Origin of the sequence: Chryseobacterium sp. GVT01B (genome assembly GCF_019970045.1) — a bacterium.
In the GTDB taxonomy this organism is placed as follows: domain Bacteria; phylum Bacteroidota; class Bacteroidia; order Flavobacteriales; family Weeksellaceae; genus Chryseobacterium.
On record NZ_JAHXYI010000006.1, the window covers coordinates 119,400 to 143,780 of the forward strand.

The window sequence follows — 24,381 nt, forward strand, 5'->3', positions numbered from 1 at the left end:
TATTGACATTATCATTACTCATTTTTAGTAAAAATCTGAAACCATTAAAACTTTGCGTTTTTTTATTTTTTTAAACTATATATAAAATGTTTTTGGAAACGCAAAGGCGCAACATGATTAAAAAAGGCTGCTATAAGGCGCAAGTATTTTATCTTCGATAAAATTAAATACAGGGTATCTTAGTCTCTCATCAATTATTTAGATTTAGCAATTGATTCTTTTAAGTGGTGTATAGTTCAAAGCTTCATCAACGACACAGTCGTAATCTTTACTCACTTTATTAAAAAGCTTACATCTTTAAACTTTGCGTTTTGCTTTTGCATATTCTAAAGAATTTTAAATACATTATATCATTTGCCCGTTTTTATTTTTTAAGTTCACGAATGACTACTTTAGCCATTTCCTTGGAGCTAAACGGATTTTGTCCCGTGATCAAATTACCATCCACCATAACCTTGGAAGTCATCGGAATAAAAGCTTTTTTATAATATACACCCCGTTCTTTAAGAGCTGCTTCAAGATTAAAAGGAACTTCATTTTTCCTTCTTGCCAAAGTTTCTTCAAACCAGTCAAATCCAGTAATATTTTTACCTTTGATCATGTATTCTCCATCAGAAAGCTTTACGTTCAATAATCCTCCAACTCCATGACAGATCGCTGCGACCAGTTTATTATTTTCATATTGGTTTCTTAGTATAATCTGTAGAGTTGTATTATCAGGAAAGTCATACATTGTTCCATGCCCTCCAGCCAAATAAATACAGTCGAAAGATTCATCCTTTACTTCATTGAGACTTTTTGTATGTGTTAGTTCATTCATAAACCTTGGATTTTCATAATATTTTTTTGAAATTCCATCAAGGACCAGAGGTTTAAGGCTTTCCGGATCAACAGGAGTATTTCCGCCTTTAGGAGAAGCTATGGTAATCTGCCATCCTTTTTCCCTTGCTACATGATAAATATGGGTAAGCTCACTCAGCCATAAACCGGTTTTAAAGTTACCGCTGGCATATTGATCTACATTCGTTACGATTAGTAATATTTTTTTAATCATGCTACTATTAATTAAAAGATTTTCTGAATTCTAAAGGTGAAACAGTGGTTTGGTTTTTAAATAAACGGTGAAAAGACTGCGGGTGTTCAAATCCTAAATTATAAGCAATCTCAGAAACAGACAGTGTGGTGGTGGATAGCAGTTCTTTTGCCTTTTCTATTACTCTGTTCTGGATATGCTGCTGGGTAGTCTGTCCTGTATGAACTCTTAACATATCACTCAAATAATTGGGACTGATATTCATCTGCGCCGCCACAAACTGTACAGTAGGAATGCCATTAATCAATAAGTTTTCATCTTTAAAATAATCATTGAGAAGATTTTCCAGCTGGCTTAAAAGATCATGGTTCACTTTTTTTCGGGTTAAAAACTGGCGGTTGTAGAATCTGTCGCAGTATTTTAACAGCAAATCTATATTGGAGACCAATAAATCCTGGGTAAAACCATCCATATTAGCTTCTATCTCCCTGCTGATATTGTCCATGATATCCGTTACGGATTTTTCTTCCTTTTCAGAGAGATACAAAGCTTCATTTGCAGTATAGGAGAAGTAGCCATAATCTTTTATTACGGAAGCTAACGGATATCCCTGCAGAAAGTCAGGGTGAATAACCAGCACGCTTCCTCTTACTTCAGAAAGCAGAATATCTTCAAACTGTAATACCTGGTGGGGAGCAATGAAATACATAATTCCATCTTCGAAATCATAATAATGTTGTCCGTATTTACATCTGCCTGCACAATCTTTTTTAATGGAAACTACATAAAAATCCGTAGTCACCGAACTTAAAATAGTTTCAGGATCAATATTCACTTCATTAAAATCAAAGACACTGATCAAAGGGTTGGAAGGCCTTTTCAGATTCAGATATCTGTGTAATGCGGTGATGGATGTTATTTTTTCAGGAGCTTTCATTTTATTTCTTTTTTACCACCCCGTCAAAAATTCTTTGAATTTTCGCCACCCCTCCGAATGAGGGGAATATTTTGCCCTTCGGTTGTGGTATTGGTGTTTCTAAGTTACTTATTTTAACGAAATTATTTTGCTGATTACTGTTCTTTTTTGATCTGCTCAATTCCTTGTCTGTAGGTCGTTACCGCAAATTCCGGGAATCTCTTTCTGAATTTTGAGTCATCAAAAAGGTTGTCATATTGGTATCTCGGAAGCAGTTCCAGTAATTCTTTTGCATTTTTGTTGAATAAAGATCCTATTGTAAAAAACAGTTTCGGAATTACGGAATACCTGAATTCTTTTCCATAGATCTGAGAAGCCAAAGCAATAAATTCTTTATAATTCAGCTTATGATCATCTACCGGTAAATGCCATGTCTGTCCGTAGGCATCGGGTGTATTTCCGATCAAAGCAGTGGCACGACTGGCATCAGGTGTCCAGATCAGGCTTCGCACTTTATCATTTCTTAAAGGAACTTTGAGTTTCTTTTCTTCTTTAATAGCATTAAAAATAAGGCTATTGGTAATACTCTGCGTTTTTCCGGGACCATAAAATTCAGGAGCTCTGCATATAACAGCTTCTATGGTTCCGGCTTTCATTTCTTTTAAAAGCATGTCTGTCATTTGCTTTCTTACCATTCCTTTTCTTCCCACAGGAGCAAATCCGGTTTGCTCTGTTAATACCTCATTATTCTGAGGATACATATAAGTATTATCAAAATAGACCAACTTTGTTCCGTTGATTTTACAGGCTTCAATAACATTTTTCATAATGTTCAGAAACTGTTTTTCCCATAAATCCGTATCCATAGGAAGGCCAAGGGTAAAATAAGCGATTTCACTTCCTTTCACGGCTTCTATTGCTTTTTCTCTATCTGATAAATCTGCTGAGAAAACAGTATCTGTATCATTTACTTTTTTAGCGTTTCTGCTGACAATACGGATGTCTGAAGTATAATTTCTTTTCAGTTCTCTTGCCAGTTCTTCACCAATCTGTCCATTGGCACCTAATATAGTTTGCATTGTTTTCTATTTTTCGGGTTATGTATTGCATTGAAAATAAACAGGATATTTTAGCTGCTTTTATTTATGATACAAAATTCGGGCATAATTATAAAAACAGAGTAACTTAATCCATGGAAGTTGTAACATAATCTCTGAAAACACAAAAAGCCGGAAAAATAAAGATAGCAATCTTCGAATAATACATTTCTTTTATTCCCTTGCTTCGTTTACTTTCCCGGCTTTAATCGCTTTCTTTGCCTTTATTATTTCCTGTCCAAAGCCAGATAATTGTCCTCAATTCTGCTGATCAGAATGTAGAACAATCCGGCATAGATCATCTGAATACCCATTGCTTCCCAGTTTTCAACCGTACTGCTACCAAAAAGCAGCAGAATAATCAGAGATGCTCCGGCCATAGTGGCAATACGGGTTTTAAAGCCAATGGTCAGCAGAAAGCCAATTGTAAATTCGAGAAAGGGGAGAGTGACACTAAAAAGATGAACCATTGGCTGCGGCAGCCAGCTTGTTTCAAAACCTTTCATCATTCCTGATGCAAAGTCCTGTAGTTTCACCAAACGGACTAATCCGTGTCCTAAAAGATTGATTCCCATCGACACACGAAGGAAAAAATAAGCTGTTTTTGTATTCATATAGTAGTATTTTTGGTTAGAAGAGGGAAGCTGGAGGCTGGAAGGTATATATCTGTTATGATTCACTTTTACTGTGTTTATCATTTATTTCAATTATTCTGTAATTTGTTTTTACGCACTTCAATAGCTTCCAGCTTCCTTACTTATTAAACTTTTCTTCACTGTTATCAACAGGAGTATCAGGATCATTCATCACCATTTTAGCAATATCATCTTTTCTCATAAAGACTACACCTTGCTTTTCTTTGGTATATTTTATAAATTCTTCCATAGCATGCATCATTGCGGGAGTTCCACCGATTCTGTCGTGAAAGCTGATGCTCATCATTCTTCTTTTGGAAGCTCCTTCTTCATACAGACGGTCGAATTCAAATTTCAATTGATTTAAAAACTGATCAGGGCTCCAGTGTTTTCCTTCAATATTGACGATATCATTATTCCGTAATGTGTAAGGGATTACGACAAAATTTTTCCCTTTTACTTTGGTAATGAAAGGCTCATCATGGCTCAGGTCATCTATGTGATACAAGAAACCCAGTTCCTGTAAAACTTTAAGCGTATTCGGGCCTCTTCTCAGCCAATTAGCATTATAGCCTACCGCTTTCTTACCTGTAATTTTTTCAACAACATCTACGCCTTGTTTCACAAAATTCAACTCGTCAGCATAATTCTTGTTCCACTGATTGTCCCAGGCAATTCCATGGGCGGCAATTTCATGGCCTCCATTCGCAATCGCTTTAGCCACTTCCGGATACTTTTCTGCGGCTGTTCCCACTACATGAGACGTTACTTTGATGTCGTATTTTTTCCACAGATCCAGCATTCTGTAAATTCCTTCATTTCCTCCGTAGCGATACCAGCTTTCTGCCGGAAGATCAGGTTGCCCTTTAGGAAGGGGAGTTCCGCTGAAAGGACTTTCTGCGCCCTCAGGCTGTCCACCTGTTTCAAACTGCATGGAAACGGAAATTACCAGCTGAGCCCCATTAGGCCAGTATTTTTTTGTTGAAGACTGTGTTTCGTGGTGATCTTTTTTTGCTCTTTTATCTTTGTTATGATCAGAAAAAGACATCAGAACAATTGTTGAAGCAAGCAACAGAACAGATTGTTTTATGTATTTCATTTTGAATGTATTTAATAAGACAAAATTGATCAATAATGAATCATGATCTATTGTAAAAATTAATGGTAAATTTGTAAAAATCCATTTTTCATGAAACGAATCGTTAATTTCAATTCTTTTAATGTTTTCAGCATCGAAAAAGAAAACTGGGACGTTGAGTATCACAATCATAACTTTTATGAACTGATTATCATAGAAAAGGGAAAAGGATTCCACCACCTCAACAATATTACTTTCCCCTACCAAAAAGGAGATGTTTTTCTCCTGCGGCCCAGCGATGGTCATGAATTTTCCATTACCCATAAAACACGGTTTATTTATATAAAATTTACAGAACAATACATCTGGGAAAATCTGCTCTCCAACAAGAAGAATGAGCTGAAAAAAGTGGTCCAGCTTCTGATGGAAGACCATTCTTTTGTATACGAATCGGTGATCCAATGTAAAACGGACAGGGAACATCTGTTACAGCTGGCCCGGATTCTTTTGTACGAGTTCAGTCATAAAAACACTTATAATAAAGAGATAAGCTCAGATATGTTTTCCGCTATTATTACGATTCTGATCCGGAACACGATGAGCAATATCACGGCTAAAAACTGGCTTACTCAAAACTTAAGCAGAATTGAAAGGATCTTGTATTATATCAACATCAATGCTTTAGATCCAGATAAAATGAAAATTGAAAATCTGGCCAAAGAGTTTATGCTTTCTCCCAATTATATCAGCATTTATATCAAAAAGCAGACAGGTTTCTCCATACAACAGCACATCATGCAGCATAGAATAAAAACGGCTGAAAAGCTTTTACTTCAGAGTCATTACAATATCAGTGAAATTTCTGACAAACTGGGGTTTAATGATGCCAGTCATTTCAATAAAATATTCAAAACCTATAAAGAAATGTCTCCTTCTGAGTTTAAAAAGAAAGGTGTATCTTATTGATCATGAGGTTTATATATTTTTCATACCTTTAATAATCAAATCTTTAAGTCTATGAAAATAAGCGCAGGGATTTTACTGTTTAAAAAGGAAAAAGACAGTCTGTATTACTTTCTGGTTCATCCCGGTGGGCCTTTCTGGAAAAATAAAGACCTCGGAGCATGGTCTATTCCAAAAGGAGAGATGCTTCCAGATGAAAATTCATTGGATCGTGCATTAATGGAATTTAAAGAAGAAACAGGAAAAACAGCGGAAGGAAAATTTATTGAATTATCACCTATTAAGCAAAAAGGCGGGAAAATAGTTTATGCATGGGCTTTGGAAGGAGATATCGACACTTCAGATCTTTACAGCAATACCTTTTCATTAGAATGGCCGCCCAAATCCGACAAAATAATAGAAATTCCCGAAGTAGATCAATGGGAATGGTTCCCTTCGGAAGAAGCACAACAACGGATCAATGCTGCACAGAAAGGTTTCATTACAGAACTTGAAAACATAGTAAACAAACAATAACACCTTAAAACAAAGACCATGAAAAAATTAAACAGAAAAACATTGAAAAACATCATTGGAGAAATCGGTATTGAACTTAATCTCCCTCTTCCTGTAGGCGTTTGCCTTGGAAACCTGCTTTCCCTATGCCCGCCTCATTCTCATTGCCGGGCAGATGAAAGATGCTATCCTGATGCTGCGGGCCCCTGCATCAACGGGCTGTGTCCCTCAGGCTATCACTGCCATTCAGGAGAATGTGTAAGATAGTATATCAAAAAGAAAAACGTTTATCAGGTGATAAACGTTTTTTTTTTATCTAAAGTTTTACCTTTTTATTCCGATCGCCCTTAACGCACTGGATGTCAAAAATATATCATCAAATACCGTAAGGGATTCTACATCATTGAATCCTGAAGGAAGCAGGTCATTTTTATTGAAAGAAAGCTCTATGGAAGAATCATAGGCAGCTGTAATACGAACTTTTGAATATCCGTTATAATCTACTTTGAAAGCTTCAAACATACAGTTCTGCTCTGCCTTCTGGTATTCGGCATATTCTTCAAATCCTGCAATATCAGTTCTTTTTCCGTCATTATGGTCAAGAGATTTCCATGCCGTATAATTTTTAGGTTCTTTCAGAATATTTCCCTCACGATCTAAGGGAACAAACATTCCAAGAGTCAAACGCTTCTTTAAAAAATTGGCATAATTATTCATCAGATTCAAAATCTGAAGATCGGCATATCCTTCGTGTGAATAATATTCCAGCACGAAAGTGGTCATCGGAATCAGCTTATGAGAAGCATCAGTCGGCATAAATTAGTCTTTACTTTTTTTGGCCGATAAAAATAGTATTTTTATTTACTTTACCCAATGGAAGGAAGTGAATAGGATGGAATTTATACCCATTCTGAATAACAATAAGTATAGGACAGCCCTTCATTTTTCAGTATTTTTGAAGAAAATAACCCTATAACAATAACCAATCCATCGGTAAAAACTGAGGATTTACACCTTTTACAAATTATTAAATGTTGAAAAAGATACTCTTAGGAGCCGGCATCATTCACTGTTGCTTTTACAATAGTATGGCTCAAAGTCCCGGCCAGCACCCGGTTTATACATCCGAATGGGGACATCTCTTTCGTGATCAGGGAAATAATAAAGATATTCTGGGAATATTTTCTACCGAGGCACCCGTTTACCTTCTCGATTCTACCGGAACACAATACAAAGTACAGGTAAGTAATGGTGATATTGGTTTCATAGATCATCAGCCTTTACAAAAAACCATGCGTGGCAAAAGTTCTGCAGGAGAGCCAGCCCAATATTTTAACAGAGGATCGCAAGGATTCCAATGTCCGCATTTCTATGTACAGGTATCGGAATTACGCGTAAGAAAAGCTCCTACCACAGAAAGCATACCGGTAAGGAGAGCCGCTTTAAATGAAATGGTATGTATTGATTATGTCCCTTTATATCAGGACGGCTGGATCTACATGGGTGATCATTTCCACGAAAATCCCGAATATATCCAAATGAAATATCTGGGTGCTGAACTTACCTATGAAAAAGTACTAAAAGACTATCTGGCAGCCAAGGGCAAAGACAGGGAAAAAGAACTGTCTCAGGTTGGAAGATTACGTGAAATAGCATGGTTCGAGGATAAAAACCTTAAACAAGCTTTACAATATTGGAAAGAATCTAATACCGGCATAGAAAATCCAAAGATAGATATCGACTTTGAACTTCTTCTAGCAGATCAATTCGCAAAAAAACCGGGAACAGAAGCCTATGAAAAAAAACTAAAAGCTTTGAATCTGCATTTTATATGGAAGGAAACCGCCCTTTTTGACGGAAAAATTACGGATGCACAGATGAAACAGCTGGAGATGCAGAAAGTGAAAGATATTCCTAATGTGCCGGAATGCGGCTGGGAGCCTCAATATTTTTACAGAACACCCAATATCATTATTGCTTTTGAAGAATATAAAGGAAAAGTTTCCGGAAGTATCTACAAAATGTCCTTCAGTAATGGTGAAACTATAGTGTTAGGAAATGAACGTATGGATTCCGGTTATGATGAAAAGAATTTTGTAACCCGTTTCGGTGATATGCTGTCTGCACGCTGGATCTCTTCCCCACATGAATACCACATTCAGAATGGTGATACCGGACTTCTTATTTTCACTTTTAAAGATGGGAAGCTTTTCAGCTACGAATGCATGTACTATTGCTAGATATAAATCATAATATGTTCAATTACTAATATTTGCATGAATGATGAATGATCCTATTTTATTAGCTTCTGATACTGTTTTATTTGGCTCCGGAATAGCAGAACTTGTTGCAGACAAACTACAAAAAGGGTGTGTACTTGGATATCGGCACCGTGATTTTTGCGGAATGGCCATGAAAATGGACGAAAAAAATCAATTTATATACGGAGAGCTTTATGATGGGATTGATTTTTCAGTTCCAATGGTTTTTAAAAACAGAGAATTATTTGTTACATGGCTTTCTGAACAATCCACGGCATCACTGGCCCGGCTGGATGATGATGATTTTTATAGAGCAAACCAGGTAATTACAAGACAACGCTTACTAGAATTTATAAAAGGCTAATGATGTGCTAATTCACCATTACAAATCTAGTTCAATTCTCCAACAAGAGTGATTAAATTTTAAAGCTGTATCTTTACCCTACCAAACAAAATATTATATGTCATTTATTACACCGGAAGGAGCCAGGAAGGCTCAGCTATCCCTATCCGAAAGAGCACCCGTTGCTCATGCTATTCTCTCAGGAGCAGAGAATATCTCGAAATACAACAGTGGAGTATGTCATGATGTGGTTGCCTATGCTTTATATATGCGGGGTGCCTCTATAAGTCCTGCTCAGCTGGCAGAATCAGCCGGACAAAAATGGTTAACCCTATTCAATTATCCGGCAGGAGAAAGATGGGACGGATATTCACCCATTCCGGCAGGAAAAGCGATTGGCTTTTACAGGCTTATTGATAAAACCTTCTTTCACTCAGCTGTTACAACAGGAAAAGGAAATGAAATTAGATCTGTTAACGGATTCTCATTAGGTTCTGCATGGTCTGTACCCGTAGATATGAAATGGGTATTAGGCAAAAGAAATTCTGACGGCACTTTCAATTATGATGGTACCAAAATAGAAGTCTATATCTCTTCTTTATAGCAGAGATTTTATTGTGATAAAAAAACGGGCAGATTTGCAAATTAGCGAATCTGCCTGTTTATTATATATCAACTAAGCATCAGCACATTTCGGACAGATCCCGCTGATAATAAAATTATATTCCTGTGCGATAAAATGTTCCGGCAAACTGATTTCCGGGATTGCGTTTTCAATACACGTCACAGAATGACATTCTTTGCAGTTGAAATGAACATGATTATGAAAATGTTGCTCATGAGTACATTTCCCGCTACACTTCGCAAAATTCACCACGCCATCAATATTGACGATCTTATGGATAGCCCCTTCGTTTTCAAGTCTTTCCAAAACTCTATAGATGGTTACTCTATTGCATAGATCACCCAATTTCTTCTGAATATCAGAGTGGGTAAGGGCTATATCTGAGTCATTGATAAGATTTAAAATTTCAGTTTTAGCATGCGTATTTCTGACCTGTTTCATATTTTAATGCAACAAAGTTGCGTTATTTAATTTTTTATGTATACTTTTGCAACAAAGTTACAATAAGAAAATTAATCCATACTATTATGAAGTCAAAAATTCTTGATGCTGTAGGAATCTCCGCTGCTGTTTTGTGTCTGATTCATTGTATAGTCTTTCCGTTATTGCTGATTGTCCCTTTGGGAATATCCCATAATCCTTATATCGATTTAGCCTTCCTTTGCATCGGTACCGTTGTCGTGTTCAGGGTTACCAAAAAAATAACCAACCGATGGCTGAAACTTTTATTCTGGATATCTGTTTCACTCATTTTTATTTCTGTACTCACAGATCTGATATTTGAGATTCATATCCCTCTGATCTATCTTGGAACAGCAGGTTTAATCACTGGTCATATCATCAATTTTAAAAATCATAAACATTAAATACATGACGAAGAAACTTCCTGTAACGGTACTCAGCGGCTTTTTGGGAGCTGGAAAAACCACATTGCTTAATCATATTCTGCACAACAAACAAGGCTTGAAAGTAGCTGTCATTGTAAATGATATGAGTGAAGTTAATATTGATGCCCGCCTTGTTGAAAATCAAAATACCCTTTCCAGAACAGAAGAAAAACTGGTGGAAATGAGTAACGGATGCATCTGCTGCACACTCCGTGAAGACCTGATGGTAGAAGTAGAACGTCTTGCCCACGAAAATCGCTTTGATTACTTATTAATAGAAAGTACAGGAATCAGTGAGCCCATTCCGGTTGCCCAAACCTTTACTTATATTGATGAAGAGAGTGGAATAGACCTTTCCCGCTTCAGCTATGTAGATACAATGGTAACAGTGGTGGACTGCTTCAATTTTATGAAAGATTTCGGTTCCAATGAACTGCTGGTGGATCGTGACCTTACCGATATGGAAGGAGATTACCGGACAATTGTCAACCTTCTTACCGACCAGATTGAGTTTGCGAACGTTATTATTTTAAACAAAACAGATCTTATAGATGCTGAAACACTTGGCTTTTTAAAGGCTGCCATTAAAAAATTAAACCCTGATGCTGTTATCCTGAATTCCGAATTTGGAAAAGTTGAACCTCAGCAGATTTTAAATACCCAACTTTTTGACTTTGATAAAGCACAATCTTCAGCAGGTTGGCAAAAAGAATTACAATCCGAGCATCATACCCCGGAAACTGAAGAATATGGAATAAGCTCAATGGTGTTCAGAGATAAAAAACCGTTTCACCCTTTAAGACTCTGGGAATACCTGAACTATCATTATCCGGAAGGAACAATAAGAGCAAAAGGTCTATTCTGGCTGGCTTCAAGACCAAGTGATGCTTTGAACTTTTCCCAGGCTGGCGGCTCTTTCCGACTTGAAAAGGCAGGAGTATGGTGGGGCAGTATGCCTATGAACCAACGGGTACAGTATTCTTCATTTACAGAAAATCAGGAATTTATAGAAAGCAGATGGGATAAAAATTGGGGCGACAGAATCAATGAGCTTGTATTCATCGGGCAGAATCTGGATAAAGATCAAATGATATCAGATCTTCAGGATTGTCTTATTAATGAACAGGAAAAAGAATTGCTTGAACAAAAAATACCTTTTGAAGATCCTTTTCCAAAGAACATTTAAAATTAACTTTTAATTAATGCAACTTGGTTTCGATAAAAAATTAAATGCAATAACTTACCACATTATTTCAAAACAATATGGACAGAAGAAAATTCCTAAAAGGTTCAGCATTACTTTCAGGTTTATTGACCTTATCACCGTCTGATCTCTGGAGCTTCGGGAAAACGAGTGAAAATCCCCGGGCAGGAAAAGCAAAGAACATCATCTTTATGGTAAGTGATGGGATGAGTCTCGGAACGCTTTCAATGGCAGACCTGTATTCCCGGAATATTTTGGGAAAGGGAAGTAACTGGCTTAATCTGTATCACGACAAAAAAGTAACCCGTGCCTTGATGGATACTGCTTCAGCAAGTTCTATCGTTACAGATTCTGCTGCGGCAAGTTCAGCATTCGGAGGTGGAATACGGGTTAAAAACGGAACCCTGAACATGGGACCCAACGGAGAAAAGCATCTTCCCATATGGCAGCAATATAAAAAAGCAGGAAAGAAAGCAGGCTGTGTAACAACCGTTACCATTACCCATGCTACTCCTGCCGGATTCTGTGTAAATTCTTCAAAAAGAAATGCAGAACCCCAAATCGCTGAAATGTATGCCGAGCTGGAACTGGATGTGCTGCTGGGAGGCGGAGACGAATTTTTCAATCCTGCTAAAAGAGAAGACAAGAAAGATGTCTATTCCCTATACAGCAAAAAAGGGTACCAAATTCTAAAAACACAAAACGACCTGAAAGAAATCAAAAAAGGAGAGAAGTTATTAGGAATATTCAGTACAGGAGCATTGCCGTACAGTATTGACAGAACCCATCTTCAGGAATTTAAAAATACTCCGACTCTTGCTGAAATGGCAAAGACCGCAATTGATCAGATGAAAGATCATTCCGGTGGTTTTGTACTTCAGGTAGAAGCCGGAAAAGTAGACTGGTCTGCCCATGCCAATGATGTAGCGGCACTCATTCACGATCAGCTGGCATTTGATGAAGCAGTAAAAACGGTAATGGATTTTGCCGAAAAAGAAGGAAACACATTAGTCATCATCACTACAGATCATGGAAATGCCAATCCCGGAACTATTTACGGAACTGATGCCACCAAAAACTTTAACAGCATTTCAGACTATAAATACACCAACGAATATATTCTGAACAAGATTCAGAAGGACTATTCGGTAAAAGATATCAAAGACTGGATCTATGAAGGCAACAAAATCATTCTGAATGATGATGAAGCCAAACATCTTCTGAGTTTTTACAACGGATTGGAGAAAGAGGAAGAGGGGCTCTATAATTATAAAAAACTGCCTTTCAAGCTTTATTCGGAAATTCAGAAAAGCAGGAATTCTGTAGGGTGGATCAGTATGGATCATTCCGGAGATTATGTGGAAGTGGCAGCCTATGGTCCCGGAAATGAACTTTTACAGCCTTTTATTAAAAATACAGACCTGCATGATCTAATGCTGAAAGCCTGCTTGATATAGACATTCATATTTTTTCATATTTAATTATTTGGGAGAGTGCAAGGCGGATTGATTGTGTCCGCCTTGTTTTTTTGTGATTTATTTACATGCTTTTTATAATACTGCCTAGTCGTTTCAAGGCATTTTCTACTTTATCATTCCAAACATTATTGCAGCTGATCCGGATATAATTTCTGTAATCCCCATTATTGGAAAACAGCGGCCCCGGAGCAAAATTCACAAACTGATCAATGGCTTTTTTCTGAAGCTCAAATGCATCAATATGGGCAGGCAGCTCTATCCATACTACCAGACCTCCTTCAGGCCGGCTCATCCTGATATCGGATGGAAAATATTTTTCTATCGTCTGAATCGTCAATAGCATCAGTCTGTGCAGTTCAGGTCTAAGCTTTCGCAGATGACGATCATAAGCTCCTGTTTTCAGTAACTGTAATAAAGAGGACTGTACAATGCTTGCCGTAGCAACATTAGTAACAGCTTTTAATTTGACGACCTGCTCTGAAAACCGTCCAGCAGCACACCAGCCGATTCTGTAACCAGGTGCAGCTGATTTGGAAAAAGAGGAGCAAAGCATAACCCAGCCATGTTCATCATAACTTTTTATAGTTGTTGGGCGTTGTGACTGAAAATGTAAATCCCCATAAATATCATCTTCTATGACCGGAACTTGCATTCTTTCAGCAAAAGCGGCTATTGCTGATTTCTTTTCATTATTTAAAGTAATACCATTTGGATTATTAAAATTTGAAAGTAACAGACATGCCGAAATCTTTTGCCTGCTGCAGATTTCTTTCAATTCCTGAATATTGATTCCGGCCAAAGGACAGCCTGAGAATTCAATGACTTTGAGATCAAGACTTTCGATTGTCTGCAAGATACCATGATAGATGGGGGACTGCACAAGTACAGTATCACCTGCTTTTGTTACAGCACGCAGACATAAGCTGACAGCTTCCAATGCACCATTGGTGACAATCACATCATCAGCTGAAAGATTACCCTGCCAAAGGAAAGATCTGCGGGCAATTTCGGTTCTCAACTGACTATTTCCTGCAGGAGGTTCATACTGTAAATGCTGTCCTGTTAAATCTCTGGAAGCCTGCTGCAAACTTCTCCGTAAAGCATTAAAAGGCAGAAGGTCCGGATGTAAAACAGCGTTAAAAAATGAAACATAAGATTTGTTTTCTGAATCCGGAAATGATACTTCCTGTAATACTTTCCCAATCGCTATTTTTTGAGCAAGAGTATTGTTTTCAGCCTGTTTTGGCAGATTTACAGAAGAAACTGAAGTACGGAGGACAACAAATCCTGATCTTTCTTTTCCTGCCACCAAACCTTTATCTTCCAATAGGGTGAAAGCTTTCAGAATAGTCCCAACACTTGTTTTAGACTGTTGCCGTATACTGCGTAATGATGGAAGCTTGGCTCCAACCGGATATGTCCCGTTATTAATAGAAAGCTCAAACTTATCCGCCAATGCTATGTATTGAAAATCCTTCATCTGTTACAATAATATATTCATTTTTTGTATCTGTTACAATACGGCAAAGATATCTACTTTTACTGAACAAAAAAATAAGAAGAATATGAAAAAATTAGGATTGGTAGGAGGCATCAGCTGGGCTTCTACTTTAGACTATTACCGCCTTCTGAATGAAGGAATTAATCAGCAATTAGGCGGATTGAATTTTGCGGAATGTATTATTTATTCTGTCAACTTTAACCATTTTCAGCAATTTAATGCAGATTACGACTGGGATGCTACTTATGAACTTCTGTATAATGCCGCCGAAAATTTAAAAAAGTCTGGAGCTGAAGCTATTGTACTTTGTGCCAACACAGCCCATATTGTTGCCGACAGGATTCAAGAACAGATAGGATTACCGCTCATTCATATTACAACGGCTACAGCTAATGCTGTCCAACGGAAAGGATTAAAAAAAATCGGTTTATTAGGAACAAGCTATACGATGGAGCTGGACTTTTATAAGGATAAACTGAGAGAAGCCAGCCTGGAACCTCTTATTCCTGATAGTAGTGAAGACAGAGATTATATCGAGGATATTTTAAGAAATGAGTTAAGCAGAGGAATTATTAACCCTGAAACTAAAAAAAATTACCTGAAAATCATTCAGGAGCTTATAGATCATGGAGCAGAGGGTATTATTTTAGGATGCACAGAAATTCCACTTCTGATCAAGCAGGAAGATGTTGCCGTTCCGGTATTTGATACCATCCAGATTCATGTAGATGCTGCTGTAGCATTTGCCGTTTCAAATCAAAACATAACAGTTAATTCATAAAACATTCAAATACAATATAAATACAGTTCAATTTAAAAGAAACCAACAATAATCAATAAGTTCAATTTATTTAACGGTTTCAAACATAAGTGCCCTATCATAAGATATGGTACTTTTTCTTTTGATAATGCCCATTACACTTTTTTCGGTCTCTGATATAATAAGAGTGCATTAATTTTAATACGACATGTTCTGTCGCTGTCAGAAGATAATTTTACACCAAAATAAAATGAATTTCAATATAAATAAAAGGGGATTTAATAATAAATAGTATGATTTACAGCATACCACACTAAAGTTATTTTCGTGTCTTAAAAAATGTTAAATTCGCGCAGTTTTAATTAAACTAATTACTAACTCAGAAACAACACGGGAATGAAAAAATTCTATATCGGTGCATTCACTTTATGCACAATCTTGGGTATCTCTGCCCAGGAAGTGGTATGGCAGAAAGACATCAAATCCTCTACCCAGGATTTTCTAAGCCAGGTCACCACAACAATCGATCAGCAGTATCTTATCACGGGAAGTTCTATACAGTCAGGAAGCGGTAAGCTGGAGTCTGGAAACAAACAAAACAATGGCTATGATTTCCATCTGGTAAAACTGAACCAGCAGGGAGAAGAAGCTTGGGAAAAATACTTCTCGGGATCAAATCATGATTATTTATCAGCAACCGTTACCACACAGGATGGCGGATTTCTATTGGCCGGAACATCCTATTCAGGAAAAGGCTTAGATAAAAAAGACGATTCTAAAGGAGGATCAGATATCTGGCTTATCAGAATTAATGAATTTGGTGATGAATTATGGCAGAAAACATTAGGAAGTTCTTCAGATGAAGAAGCAAGAGCTGTTATTCAAACTACAGACTTGGGATTTTTTGTTGCAGGGAATGTTCAAAACTCTTCAAAAGGTTATGGTTCCAAAGATGTCTTAATTACCAGAATCGATAAAAACGGAAAAGAACTTTCGCAATTAATTTTAGGCGGAAAAGGTTTAGATGAAGTGGAGAAAATGATTCCAACGAGAGATGGCGGAGCATTATTGGGAATTTATTCCAGAAGTTCCGAGGTTCGTGTTTCGGGGTCTGAAAAAGGTCCCGGGATGCGAGATGCGGGTTCTGTGTCAAACGTTCAAAACTCGAATCCTGTATCCCGAAACTCGAAACAAACTGAAAACTTCGGTGAAGGAGACTACTGGATTGTCAAATTAGACAAAAGCGGAAAAGTAGAATGGGAAAAGAATTTTGGAGGAAAGGGTGATGATCATATCAGAACACTGGCTTTAACTTCAAACGGATTCATCGTTGGAGGAGAATCCAGATCAGAAAGATCAGGAAATAAAACGGTTGGATTGGAAGAAGGAACTGACCTTTGGCTGATTTCACTAAATGAAAGAGGCGATGAACAGTGGCAGAAATCCTACAATTTCAAAAACCGTGATATTTTGATGGGAATGAGCGTCCTTCATTCTGCAGATGATAAATCTTCCAAAGGGATTTTATTGGGCGGATATACTCAGGCAGAAGGAAGAATCCAAACCGATGATGAGACCTTCTGGATGCTATATCTGGATCATAATGGCAATGAGCAGTGGAGAAAGCATGTGAAAGGAGAATCCAGACAAAAAGAAGAAAGACTTTCAGATTTAAAGCTGAACAGAGACGGCTCTATTATTCTGGCAGGAACAAGTGCAGAAGAATTAGGCAAAGAGAATTGGAAGATTGTAAAGCTGGGAGACAAGCAGGTTGATCAGTTGATGGAAAAATACGATATCAAGATCTATCCAAATCCTGTGTCTGATTATGCTTATGTAGAAATCGGTTTTGATTTTAAAGATGCAGATATTCTGCTGTATGATATGAGTGGAAGACAGCTTCAGAGTATAAAAACAAAGAACAAAGTGACTAAGATTAATACCCAGGCTTTGGTTCAGGGAGCTTATCTGGTGACTATAAAAACGGATACGAATAAAACGGCGAATGCTAAACTGATTAAGAAATAAACACGAGATAATGAAAAGAACGATCGTTTCACTGGCAATCCTTATTGCTGGTATGGGGCAGCTTTATGCCCAGCAGCAACAGGTTAATTTTGGAGATTCTTCCAGACCTGTACCATCTGTTTCTTCCCTTGCCACTTATACAAATACTCCTATATCTAATGCTACAGGAATTCCTGATACATCATTTCCTTTGTTGGGATTACCAACATATAACAATGAAACGAGCTTAAATGTGGGGCTATCTTACAACCCTATGAATGTTTCAGAATCTGAACCTGCAAGTCAGGTAGGAAGAGGGTGGTCTTTATTTGCAGGAGGAGTTATTTCAAGGAGTATAGAGAATGATATTGATGAGATGCTGGATAATAGTAATAGCAACAATTATTATCAAAATGAGTTTGATGATACTTATTACTATAATTTACCGGGAATTTCAGGGAAGTTTAGATTTAAAAGAAATACAACCAACAATACTTTCGAGCTGGTCAACCTTTCTTCAAACAAAATTAAAATCGAATATACCCGTTCCAGCAATACGGCCACTATGATCTTAGAATCATTTACAATAACTGATATCAGAGGAATTAAATATATTTTTAATGATTACAGCAGGAGTAATCAGGAGCGAAATGTGTTTTTATCGGGGGGCAAAGTTTATAAATCGGCTTTCTTTTTAACACAAATAAAAGATGCTAATAATAGCGAGTTGGCAAGTTTCTCTTATCAGAAAGATACAAAATATAAAAATAATGGTGTCATAATATCTTATCAAACCTGCAAATTAAAAACCATCACCTCCCCAGGATTTGGAAAGATAGAATTTGAATATTTATATAATCCGGCGTTGGAAAATTCAATGAATGATCCATATCAGGTTCAGAAAATTATTTTAAAGGATAATTATAATCACATGGTTTCGGGTTATTCGTTCGAGTATTCCTCATTTGATGAAAGAACATTATCTAAACTGGAAAAATTGAATAAAAATAATGTCGTTTCTGAAACAACTGTCTTTGAATATGGTAATGCAAGTACCAGCATTCCTATACCCTACGGAACAGACCCTAATTCAATTTGTCCGGGGTTATCTACAGGAACACCAATAGTAGGGACAAGGGGGATTTTAAAAAGGATAAATACCCCTTCAGGAGGAGTTGTGGAATATAATTTTGAACAAAACATAATATTTAAAGATAGGACAAATCCCGCTTATCTTAATGAGATTCTTAATCCCTACATGATTTCAGATCCTGAGGTTCAGTATCTGAATCCGTTTTGGGGAGCAGAATTTGATACACATGTAAGTAATAATACAAATTATACATTAACTATCACTGGTAATCCAGGAACTTACAAGAGAGTATTTGTAATGTTTATCGCAGGGGAGTTATATACGGATAATCCTATGTGGGATCCAACAATTCCGTATTCTATGGGATACAGTATTAAATCGGGAGGTGTTGTTGTAACAGGCAATCCTTGTCAGTCTCCCTCATCAAACGGTAATTATTATGCCACTGAATATAGTTTACTTCCAGGAACTTACTCCGTTCAGGTAGGAGGTTCCGGAGGTCAGGGAGCCGTTCAGGCTTTTGAAATTGCTCATATTCCTCAGCCTTTTCACAATACAACCAGAGCTGCCGGAGCAAGAATAGCCAATATTAAATATTACAACAGCACTACTGATACAACACCTGTAAAAACAACAAAATTTGAATATAATAGTTTTACAGACAGTAATACATCTTCAGGATACTCAGTATTTCCAGATGGAGACATCAACGCTTCAAATTTTATTATTTATAAAAATGTAAAAATCACTAATGCCGATGATACTAACGGATATACCCAATATTATTATAAAATACCGAATGATTTTCCCAAAGAACCTTATACAGTAAATGGAAGCAGTGTAAAAATCTGGCCGCAATATAATTTAATAAGCAGTGGATTATTAGATAAAAAGGAATTGTATAATGCACAGGCCAAGCTGTTGGCATCTGAACAAACTACTTATACATTTGATAATATTCCTGGCACTGAGGAATATGGATTAGGAAATTGGGCACAGGGTATTGTCTATACCAAACTGGGATGGTTAAAAAAAATTGTCAATACTTCCAAAACATATTTTGACAATAACCAAAGTATAGAAGAGCAGTCTGAAACCAATTTTAATGTTTTCAATTTTGATCTGGCTTCCACTAAAAAAGTGGTGGATGGAAATACGATAGAGCAGTTCTATACCTATCCTGAGACAGGATATGCCAATCTTTCCAATGCCCACATTATGAATGTTCCGGTATTAGTTGAAGAAAAAAATGGTGGGAAAACAGTTTCCAAAGCAGAGACAAAATATGATAATACAGGCAGCACATTCCCAACTTCTGTAGTAGCCACTAACATTAGTGACGGAACTACAAAAACTGCTATGAAATTTGATCTCTATGATGAGAAAGGAAATCTTCTGCAGTTCACATCTTCCGTAGGAATTCCCACAGCTATTGTGTACGGATATGACAAAACACAGCCCATTGCTAAAATAGAGGGAGCAACCTATGCACAAGTGTCACCTTACATTCAGGCTATTGTAGATGCTTCCACTGCAGATGCTCAAAATCCCGATAATGAAGGAACACTTCTTACTGCGCTGGATAATTTCAGAAAAACAGCCGCATTGAAGGACTTTCAGATCACCACCATCACCTATGATCCACTCATAGGAATGACCACCACCACTGCACCTGATGGAATCAGAGCTATTTATAAGTACGATGCTAATAACAGGCTACAAAAAATTGTAGATATGAACGGAGTAACCCTGAAAGAATATCAATACAACTACAAAAACTAAACACAATGAAAAAAATATTAGTACTACTCAATTTGTTTGTGGTTGGTTTTAACTATGCACAGACTAACCTTACTTCGACAGAAAACTATATCTATGAAAAAAACTGTCTAACAGAAGATTGCTCCAAAAAGACAGAATCCGTACAATATTTTGACGGTCTTGGAAGAGCAAAGCAAAATATAGCGGTAAAAGCAACTCCCTCTGGAAAAGATATTGCCATTCCCGTAGAATATGATTCCTATGGAAGACAGGTAAAAAGCTACCTTCCTGTTCCGCAATCAGGGACACAAAACGGAGCTTTATACGCCAACCCGCTTTCCAATGCTTCTTCCCTTTACGGAAGTGAGAAAATCTATGCCGAAAAGGTATTGGAATCTTCCCCCCTGGGAAGACTACAGCAGCAAATACAAGTGGGTAACGACTGGGCAGGACATCCCGTACAGTTTTCGTATGCAGCCAATACCTCAGCCGATGCCGTGAAAAAATATACCGTGGTAACAAATTGGGTAGAGGGACGAACCAATGGTACACCAAGTCTTTCAGGAACTTATCCGGAGAACACTCTATACAAATCTGCTGTTACAGATGAAGATGGTAATATAACTACCCAATTCAAAAATAAGAAAGGACAGACCATCTTAACAAGAAAAAAAGACGGAACCCAGAATTCAGACACTTATTATATATACAACGAATATGGCGGACTGGTTTATACACTTCCTCCGTTAGCTTCTGCTTCTACATTAACACAGACTGTATTGGATAACCTTTGCTATCAGTACAGGTATGATGGCTGGAACAGGCTGGTGGAGAAAAAACTTCCAGGAAAATCCTGGGAATATATGGTGTATAATAAGGCTGATCAACTTATCCTGTCTCAGGACACAATCCTGAAAGGAAAAGGGCAATGGCTTTTTACCAAATATGATCAGTTTGGCAGAGTCATTTACACTGGAATCACCAATAATCCTGCCGGCAGGGCATCCATGCAAAACAGTGCCAATGCCAATGTCAATTTATATGAAACCAGAACTGCTACCGCAACGTTGACCTTAAACGGTATGCCGGTATATTACACTAAGCTTTCTACTCCTAGCAATGTTACCCAGATCTTAAGTGTTAATTACTATGACACTTATCCTTCGTACAGCTTCAATCCGGCTTTTCCTTCTTCCATTATGGGAAAGGTGCCGCTTTCTGATAATTCAGCAGCCAATGCAGTAAGTACGAAAAGTCTTCCTGTTATGAGTCTTGTAAAGAATATTGAAGACGATAACTGGACGAAAAGTTATGTCTACTATGATAACAAAGGAAGAGTAATCGGAACGCATTCAATTAACCACTTAGGAGGATATTCCAAAACAGAATCTGAACTTGATTTTGTGGGTGTTCCTCAAAAAAGCAATGTGTATCATGTAAGAAAGCCGGGCGAACCGGGAGTCATCATTAAGCAGCGTTATGTCTATGATTCAGGAAACAGGCTTTTACAACATTACCATCAGGTAGATGATAAACCTGAAGAATTATTATCAGAAAATACCTATAACGAGCTTTCTCAAATAACGAGCAAAAAAGTAGGTAATAATCTTCAGAGTATAGATTATACCTACAATATCCGTGGTTGGCTGTCTGATGTCAATAAAAACCAGATGGGATTGGCAGATCTGGGAGGAAAACTTTTTTCCTATGCCATTAAGTATAACAAAAAAAATGGGATCGATAATCCGGATACGGCACAGTTTGCAGGAAAAAATGTAACTCCGAAATATAATGGAAATATTACAGAAGTAGATTGGAGGTCGGTAGAAACAGTAGGGGTAAATCCTTCACTTACTCCAAAAAGATACGGCTATGCTTATGATTCAATGAACAGAATGACGGCTGGTTATTATCAAAACCCAGGCAACCCGTACAGCAAAGAAAATACGGAATCATTATCGTATGACCTCAACGGAAACATCAGCAATCTGTACAGAACTTCCGTAGCAGAGTATGGAAGCAATACGGTAACGGTAATTGATAATCTGAATTATACCTACACTGGAAATCAGGCAAAAAACATCAATGATATTTCTCAAAACCCAACAGGGTATGAAGGTGGAGGAAACACCATCACCTATGACCAGAATGGAAATATGCTGACCATGCTGGATAAAGGAATCAATTCTATTCAATATAATTATTTGGATCTGCCCAATAGCCTTCATTTAAACAAAAACGGAAACGAAGATGTTGCCATCATTACAAAATACAGAGCAGATGGAGCAAAGCTATCAAAAGAAAACACAACAACAATTACCGGATTTAACGGCTTTACAACTACAAAAAGAATTACAGATTATTTAGATGGTTTTCAATATGTAAAAACTGAAAATTCTGGTTCAGGCGGCTCGGAAACGTTGATACTTTCTTCCATATCCGCCAGAGCAATGCAGCCAGAGGCCTATAGCATCGTTACAGACCCTACTGTACAGCCTGTAGGAGGAAGCTTTATCACCAGTCTGAAAACTCCGGACTTACAGTATTTACCCACTGCAGAAGGATTTTACGATTATCTGAAAGATCAGTATATTTACCAATACAAAGATCATTTGGGGAATGTAAGGGTTTCTTACGGAAGAAACAGCGCAGGAACTCTTGAGATTACAGATGCTAATGATTATTATCCTTTTGGGATGAATCACCTGAAAACAGGAAATGCATTCTTTGGACGGGGAAGTTATAAAGATAACAAATACAACGGCAAAGAACTTCAGGAAACGGGCATGTACAGCTACGGCTGGAGAGAGTATATGCCGGATATTGCAAGATGGAACGGGATAGATCAGCTGGCAGAAAGCTACCTTTCTACCAGTACTTATGCTTATGTAGCCAATAACCCTATATCAAACTTTGATGTAGATGGAAGATGGTTTAACGAAGATGGTTCTATTGATACTTCAGGAAGAACTCCCGGGTTTACTAGCGGAAGACAGATGTACCAGCAATTTCTGGGACAATATCCTGGGCAAGGAGGAGGCGGAGGAGATGTTGTGGCACTACTGGCACGGGCAGGAAGTCTTGGGGGAACATGGAACAATACAGGGTTTGGTTTCATGGATGATAGTGGTATAAGTCTTGGTTATGATGGAAGATATAAAAGTCTAAATGCTAATTTTCAGGAAGGCGGCATGGGTGATCCGATCAATTACCTTGAAGAGGTTTTTATCACAGGAAAAAAAGGTGGAGGTTTCGGTGAAGACTCTTACAATGGTCTGCTGATGTACAGCAAATTTACAGGGGTTCTGAGTAGATTTACGTATAACCAGAATAGCTCTATACTAGCTGATGCTGTAGAAAACACCAAAGTAGGGAGGTCTGTATCTGCGGCTGAAAATTTCATGTTCCTGGAGTTACCAGCATCACTTGCCGGAGGAGAACTATTAGCTGCAGGATGGAGGGCAGCAGGAATGAGCAGGCTTATCTGTGGTCCGGCAGGGAGGCTTACCAATGGTCTTATTAAGATTTGCTTTACAGAAGGTACATTAGTAACGGTAGAAAAAGGAAGCAAAAAAATTGAGGATATTAAAGTAGGAGATCTTGTATGGAGCTACAATGAGAAGACTGGAAAAAAAGAACTGAAAAAAGTAGTAGAACTATCCCGCAATACTTCTTCTTCATTAGTAAAGGTCTCCTTAAACGGAGCAAAAATTACCTGTACACCTGAACACCCTTTCTATGTAAACGGAAACTGGGTAGAAGCTAAAGACCTTGTAAAAGGAATGGCCCTTACTACTTTAGACGGGAAAAATTCTCCTGTAGAATTTATTAAATTCTTGGATGAAAAAGTAAAAGTCTATAACTTTGAAGTAGAAGACAACCATAATTATTATGTTTCTGAGAAAGGGATCTTAGTACATAATAACTGTGATATTATTTGGAAAGGATTTTCTAAAGGCGAGTTAAATATTCACTTTTTAAAGCATGGAGCAGAGTTTGGAGAAATTACCCAAAGTCAATATTTGAAACTTGCCAAGAGTTTTGCAGGCGAAACCGGTGAGCATATTCAACAACAAACGGTTGGAAAATTTCTAGTTAAATTTAATAGTAATACTCAAGAAATTCTTGTTGGAAGAATAGATTTAAGAGAGATTAGAACATTTTATAGAGCAAATTCAGCTATGACTAAAATAAATCCATTTCAAGATGCTCTTGATTTGGCTGCAACTTTAACAAAATAAAAT

Annotated in this window: 21 protein-coding genes; 13 read left to right on the top strand and 8 right to left on the bottom strand. The window is 37.4% G+C overall.

Going from position 1 to position 24,381, the window contains the following annotated elements:
* Window positions 1-364: 364 nt before the first annotated feature.
* From LC457_RS15365 to LC457_RS15385, 5 genes are all read right to left on the bottom strand, one after another.
* Entirely contained in the window at window positions 365-1,054 is a 690-nt protein-coding gene (locus LC457_RS15365; protein WP_223600671.1) for a type 1 glutamine amidotransferase domain-containing protein, read from the bottom strand.
* A 7-nt stretch (window positions 1,055-1,061) separates the two neighbouring features.
* Complete coding sequence (locus LC457_RS15370) at window positions 1,062-1,970, bottom strand: AraC family transcriptional regulator (protein ID WP_223600672.1); 909 nt, start codon at window positions 1,968-1,970, stop codon at window positions 1,062-1,064.
* Window positions 1,971-2,104: 134 nt separating this feature from the next.
* Complete coding sequence (locus LC457_RS15375) at window positions 2,105-3,028, bottom strand: NAD-dependent epimerase/dehydratase family protein (RefSeq protein WP_223600673.1); 924 nt, start codon at window positions 3,026-3,028, stop codon at window positions 2,105-2,107.
* A 245-nt stretch (window positions 3,029-3,273) separates the two neighbouring features.
* Window positions 3,274-3,660 (bottom strand): DoxX family membrane protein, encoded by a 387-nt coding sequence (locus LC457_RS15380; protein WP_223600674.1) that lies wholly within the window; start codon window positions 3,658-3,660, stop codon window positions 3,274-3,276.
* A gap of 139 nt (window positions 3,661-3,799) precedes the next feature.
* The gene (locus tag LC457_RS15385) at window positions 3,800-4,780 is read right to left on the bottom strand and encodes a polysaccharide deacetylase family protein (RefSeq protein WP_223600675.1); all 981 of its coding nucleotides are present in this window, start codon (window positions 4,778-4,780) and stop codon (window positions 3,800-3,802) included.
* A 90-nt stretch (window positions 4,781-4,870) separates the two neighbouring features.
* Here LC457_RS15385 and LC457_RS15390 point away from each other — a divergent pair, with 90 nt between their 5' ends.
* From LC457_RS15390 to LC457_RS15400, 3 genes are read left to right on the top strand one after another with little or no spacing between them, the layout of a single operon-like run.
* Window positions 4,871-5,725, top strand: a complete 855-nt coding sequence (locus tag LC457_RS15390; protein WP_223600676.1) for an AraC family transcriptional regulator — start codon at window positions 4,871-4,873, stop codon at window positions 5,723-5,725.
* Between the two features lie 51 nt (window positions 5,726-5,776).
* Window positions 5,777-6,238, top strand: coding sequence for an NUDIX domain-containing protein (locus LC457_RS15395; protein ID WP_223600677.1), 462 nt, complete (start codon window positions 5,777-5,779; stop codon window positions 6,236-6,238).
* Window positions 6,239-6,256: 18 nt separating this feature from the next.
* Window positions 6,257-6,484 (top strand): hypothetical protein, encoded by a 228-nt coding sequence (locus LC457_RS15400; RefSeq protein ID WP_047423096.1) that lies wholly within the window; start codon window positions 6,257-6,259, stop codon window positions 6,482-6,484.
* A 57-nt stretch (window positions 6,485-6,541) separates the two neighbouring features.
* Here LC457_RS15400 and LC457_RS15405 read toward each other — a convergent pair whose 3' ends face one another.
* On the bottom strand, window positions 6,542-7,033 hold the full coding sequence (locus tag LC457_RS15405; RefSeq protein WP_223600678.1) for a hypothetical protein: 492 nt from the start codon (window positions 7,031-7,033) through the stop codon (window positions 6,542-6,544).
* A gap of 215 nt (window positions 7,034-7,248) precedes the next feature.
* Between LC457_RS15405 and LC457_RS15410 the strand changes: the two genes are divergently transcribed.
* The 3 genes from LC457_RS15410 (at window position 7,249) to LC457_RS15420 (ending at window position 9,425) form a co-directional block, all read left to right on the top strand.
* Window positions 7,249-8,457 (top strand): hypothetical protein, encoded by a 1,209-nt coding sequence (locus tag LC457_RS15410; protein ID WP_223600679.1) that lies wholly within the window; start codon window positions 7,249-7,251, stop codon window positions 8,455-8,457.
* A gap of 40 nt (window positions 8,458-8,497) precedes the next feature.
* Entirely contained in the window at window positions 8,498-8,842 is a 345-nt protein-coding gene (locus tag LC457_RS15415; RefSeq protein ID WP_223600680.1) for a hypothetical protein, read from the top strand.
* Between the two features lie 97 nt (window positions 8,843-8,939).
* Window positions 8,940-9,425 carry a hypothetical protein gene (locus tag LC457_RS15420; RefSeq protein WP_223600681.1) on the top strand — a complete coding sequence of 162 codons (486 nt, stop codon included), beginning with the start codon at window positions 8,940-8,942 and terminating at the stop codon, window positions 9,423-9,425.
* 72 nt (window positions 9,426-9,497) lie between these two features.
* On the opposite strand, the gene LC457_RS15425 is transcribed toward LC457_RS15420, so the two are convergent.
* Entirely contained in the window at window positions 9,498-9,887 is a 390-nt protein-coding gene (locus tag LC457_RS15425; protein ID WP_223600682.1) for a Fur family transcriptional regulator, read from the bottom strand.
* An 86-nt stretch (window positions 9,888-9,973) separates the two neighbouring features.
* On the opposite strand from LC457_RS15425, the gene LC457_RS15430 reads away from it, so the two are divergent.
* The 3 genes from LC457_RS15430 to LC457_RS15440 all read left to right on the top strand — a co-directional run bounded on the left by LC457_RS15430 (window position 9,974) and on the right by LC457_RS15440 (window position 12,994).
* A complete protein-coding gene (locus tag LC457_RS15430; protein ID WP_223600683.1) occupies window positions 9,974-10,312 on the top strand; it encodes a MerC domain-containing protein in 339 nt (112 codons plus the stop codon).
* 4 nt (window positions 10,313-10,316) lie between these two features.
* Entirely contained in the window at window positions 10,317-11,519 is a 1,203-nt protein-coding gene (locus LC457_RS15435; RefSeq protein ID WP_223600684.1) for a GTP-binding protein, read from the top strand.
* A 77-nt stretch (window positions 11,520-11,596) separates the two neighbouring features.
* Window positions 11,597-12,994, top strand: coding sequence for an alkaline phosphatase (locus LC457_RS15440; RefSeq protein ID WP_223600685.1), 1,398 nt, complete (start codon window positions 11,597-11,599; stop codon window positions 12,992-12,994).
* An 82-nt stretch (window positions 12,995-13,076) separates the two neighbouring features.
* Here LC457_RS15440 and LC457_RS15445 read toward each other — a convergent pair whose 3' ends face one another.
* Complete coding sequence (locus tag LC457_RS15445; protein WP_223600686.1) at window positions 13,077-14,495, bottom strand: PLP-dependent aminotransferase family protein; 1,419 nt, start codon at window positions 14,493-14,495, stop codon at window positions 13,077-13,079.
* An 85-nt stretch (window positions 14,496-14,580) separates the two neighbouring features.
* On the opposite strand from LC457_RS15445, the gene LC457_RS15450 reads away from it, so the two are divergent.
* From LC457_RS15450 to LC457_RS15465, 4 genes are all read left to right on the top strand, one after another.
* Entirely contained in the window at window positions 14,581-15,297 is a 717-nt protein-coding gene (locus LC457_RS15450) for an aspartate/glutamate racemase family protein (RefSeq protein ID WP_223600687.1), read from the top strand.
* 375 nt (window positions 15,298-15,672) lie between these two features.
* Entirely contained in the window at window positions 15,673-17,304 is a 1,632-nt protein-coding gene (locus tag LC457_RS15455; RefSeq protein WP_223600688.1) for a T9SS type A sorting domain-containing protein, read from the top strand.
* A gap of 10 nt (window positions 17,305-17,314) precedes the next feature.
* Window positions 17,315-20,158 carry a hypothetical protein gene (locus LC457_RS15460; protein ID WP_223600689.1) on the top strand — a complete coding sequence of 948 codons (2,844 nt, stop codon included), beginning with the start codon at window positions 17,315-17,317 and terminating at the stop codon, window positions 20,156-20,158.
* Window positions 20,159-20,163: 5 nt separating this feature from the next.
* Entirely contained in the window at window positions 20,164-24,378 is a 4,215-nt protein-coding gene (locus LC457_RS15465; RefSeq protein ID WP_223600690.1) for a DUF6443 domain-containing protein, read from the top strand.
* Window positions 24,379-24,381 lie beyond the last annotated feature (3 nt).

Bases quoted from the DNA above. Each gene is read 5' to 3' on its own strand.
- LC457_RS15365 (WP_223600671.1), bottom strand. From the start codon at position 1,054: ATGATTAAAAAAATATTACTAATCGTAACGAATGTAGATCAATATGCC.
- LC457_RS15370 (WP_223600672.1), bottom strand. From the start codon at position 1,970: ATGAAAGCTCCTGAAAAAATAACATCCATCACCGCATTACACAGATAT.
- LC457_RS15375 (WP_223600673.1), bottom strand. From the start codon at position 3,028: ATGCAAACTATATTAGGTGCCAATGGACAGATTGGTGAAGAACTGGCA.
- LC457_RS15380 (WP_223600674.1), bottom strand. From the start codon at position 3,660: ATGAATACAAAAACAGCTTATTTTTTCCTTCGTGTGTCGATGGGAATC.
- LC457_RS15385 (WP_223600675.1), bottom strand. From the start codon at position 4,780: ATGAAATACATAAAACAATCTGTTCTGTTGCTTGCTTCAACAATTGTT.
- LC457_RS15390 (WP_223600676.1), top strand. From the start codon at position 4,871: ATGAAACGAATCGTTAATTTCAATTCTTTTAATGTTTTCAGCATCGAA.
- LC457_RS15395 (WP_223600677.1), top strand. From the start codon at position 5,777: ATGAAAATAAGCGCAGGGATTTTACTGTTTAAAAAGGAAAAAGACAGT.
- LC457_RS15400 (WP_047423096.1), top strand. From the start codon at position 6,257: ATGAAAAAATTAAACAGAAAAACATTGAAAAACATCATTGGAGAAATC.
- LC457_RS15405 (WP_223600678.1), bottom strand. From the start codon at position 7,033: ATGCCGACTGATGCTTCTCATAAGCTGATTCCGATGACCACTTTCGTG.
- LC457_RS15410 (WP_223600679.1), top strand. From the start codon at position 7,249: ATGTTGAAAAAGATACTCTTAGGAGCCGGCATCATTCACTGTTGCTTT.
- LC457_RS15415 (WP_223600680.1), top strand. From the start codon at position 8,498: ATGATGAATGATCCTATTTTATTAGCTTCTGATACTGTTTTATTTGGC.
- LC457_RS15420 (WP_223600681.1), top strand. From the start codon at position 8,940: ATGTCATTTATTACACCGGAAGGAGCCAGGAAGGCTCAGCTATCCCTA.
- LC457_RS15425 (WP_223600682.1), bottom strand. From the start codon at position 9,887: ATGAAACAGGTCAGAAATACGCATGCTAAAACTGAAATTTTAAATCTT.
- LC457_RS15430 (WP_223600683.1), top strand. From the start codon at position 9,974: ATGAAGTCAAAAATTCTTGATGCTGTAGGAATCTCCGCTGCTGTTTTG.
- LC457_RS15435 (WP_223600684.1), top strand. From the start codon at position 10,317: ATGACGAAGAAACTTCCTGTAACGGTACTCAGCGGCTTTTTGGGAGCT.
- LC457_RS15440 (WP_223600685.1), top strand. From the start codon at position 11,597: ATGGACAGAAGAAAATTCCTAAAAGGTTCAGCATTACTTTCAGGTTTA.
- LC457_RS15445 (WP_223600686.1), bottom strand. From the start codon at position 14,495: ATGAAGGATTTTCAATACATAGCATTGGCGGATAAGTTTGAGCTTTCT.
- LC457_RS15450 (WP_223600687.1), top strand. From the start codon at position 14,581: ATGAAAAAATTAGGATTGGTAGGAGGCATCAGCTGGGCTTCTACTTTA.
- LC457_RS15455 (WP_223600688.1), top strand. From the start codon at position 15,673: ATGAAAAAATTCTATATCGGTGCATTCACTTTATGCACAATCTTGGGT.
- LC457_RS15460 (WP_223600689.1), top strand. From the start codon at position 17,315: ATGAAAAGAACGATCGTTTCACTGGCAATCCTTATTGCTGGTATGGGG.
- LC457_RS15465 (WP_223600690.1), top strand. From the start codon at position 20,164: ATGAAAAAAATATTAGTACTACTCAATTTGTTTGTGGTTGGTTTTAAC.